The organism is Planktosalinus lacus (genome assembly GCF_014640155.1).
GTDB lineage: Bacteria > Bacteroidota > Bacteroidia > Flavobacteriales > Flavobacteriaceae > Planktosalinus > Planktosalinus lacus.
Genome location: NZ_BMGK01000030.1, coordinates 1 through 1,430, shown reverse-complemented (window position 1 = coordinate 1,430; position 1,430 = coordinate 1). Strand labels below are relative to the sequence as shown.

The 1,430-nt window shown below is 42.1% G+C and carries 1 protein-coding gene; it reads right to left on the bottom strand.

Annotation, left to right across the window (positions count from 1 at the left end; translation table 11 throughout):
* Positions 1-311 precede the first annotated feature (311 nt).
* The coding region (locus tag IEV69_RS13765) for an IS110 family RNA-guided transposase (protein ID WP_229741449.1) at positions 312-1,430 on the bottom strand (1,119 nt) is incomplete at its 5' end.

Sequence of the window (1,430 nt, the reverse complement as noted above, 5' to 3'; positions counted from 1 at the left end):
TCCTATGAAAAGCACTCGTCCTTCACTTCAAAGATAATATTTTATTTTTTCTTACTTCATAATGATGATTTTGTGGTGTTGAAATGTTGATAATTCCGAAGGATTATCACTATTTCAATACTAAATAACTTGCTCAGCATCCTATATGTGGTCAACCGCCTAAGGCAGACGCCACCGGCATCTGTATGATTTTAAGTTATAAAAGCCCGGTCACTTGCTATAAAAATGTGGTCCTGCTTTTGGCAGGCCACGGCCGATGTTTTGTGATACGGGCTTGGGTTCATTGTGAGCTTTGTTATTGGTTTCTAATTTTATGCTACAACACCAATTTCATAGGGTGTTTCTGTTTTTATAACTGCCAGTGTTCTGCTTAAAAGCTTTCTGGCTATTTTTATAATGATTTTTTTAGTGTCCTTGCCCAAGTGTTTGCGGTAATAGGCTTGCATCACGGGATCTGTCCGGATCGCTTGCCAGGAAGCTTCGACAAAGTAAGAACGCATCAAGCGATGAGCCCTGGGGGTCATTCCCATTGTTTTGTGGTTGGCACCACTTTGGTGTACTCCTGGTGCAATACCCACATAACCTGCCAAGTGTTTCAGGTTACTGAACCTGCGCAAATCACCCAACTCTGAGAGTATGCCACACGCTACAATACCGCCTATGCCGGGAACACTTCTGAGCAAGTAATAGTCCTTTTTATAATGTTTGCGACAGTAAGCCCTTAATTGGTTGCTTACCATTCTTAACTCTTGATCTACAAACCTGAAATTACGCATTCGGCTTTCCAGGGTGGCTTTGCCCGTGAGGTGTTCAAAGTTTAGTTTGTCAAGCCATTGTCTGAACTTATGGCTCCAGTGATCATTGTCAAATTCTTCAGGAACCTGAATCCCATAGTAGAGCAACTGCATCTTTATCAAACTCTTGATGCGCCGGTAATCTTTAACCAGGTCATTGCGCCTTCTGAAAAGACTGCGCAATTGCTCACGCTTCTTATCTGGTATTGGGATACTCTCCAATCTGCCGTCTTTAAGTTCACGACTGATGAGCTGGGCGTCTATTTTATCTGTCTTAGTGAATCGCTCTTTGCCTTTGCGATGTATGTCTGCAGGGTTGACCACCAATGACTCCCATCCATAACCCTTAAAACAACGGTGAGCATAATAACCGCAGCAACCAGCCTCATAAGCCGTGGTGACTTGGTGATCCGGAAAATGTTTGCAAACATACTTGTGCAGTATTTCAGGATTGGCACCCATGCTAAATGATTTCCCTGCGGAAATATCTGTACTGCAATGTACTTTCCAGCTTCGCTTGTGTATGTCGATGCCAATATATAACTTTGGTTGAGCAGTAAGTTCTGTTTTCATATCTTTAGATTTTATGGTGAACTTTAAAGATAAAGAACTTGCTGCTTTTTCATCGATGCTATA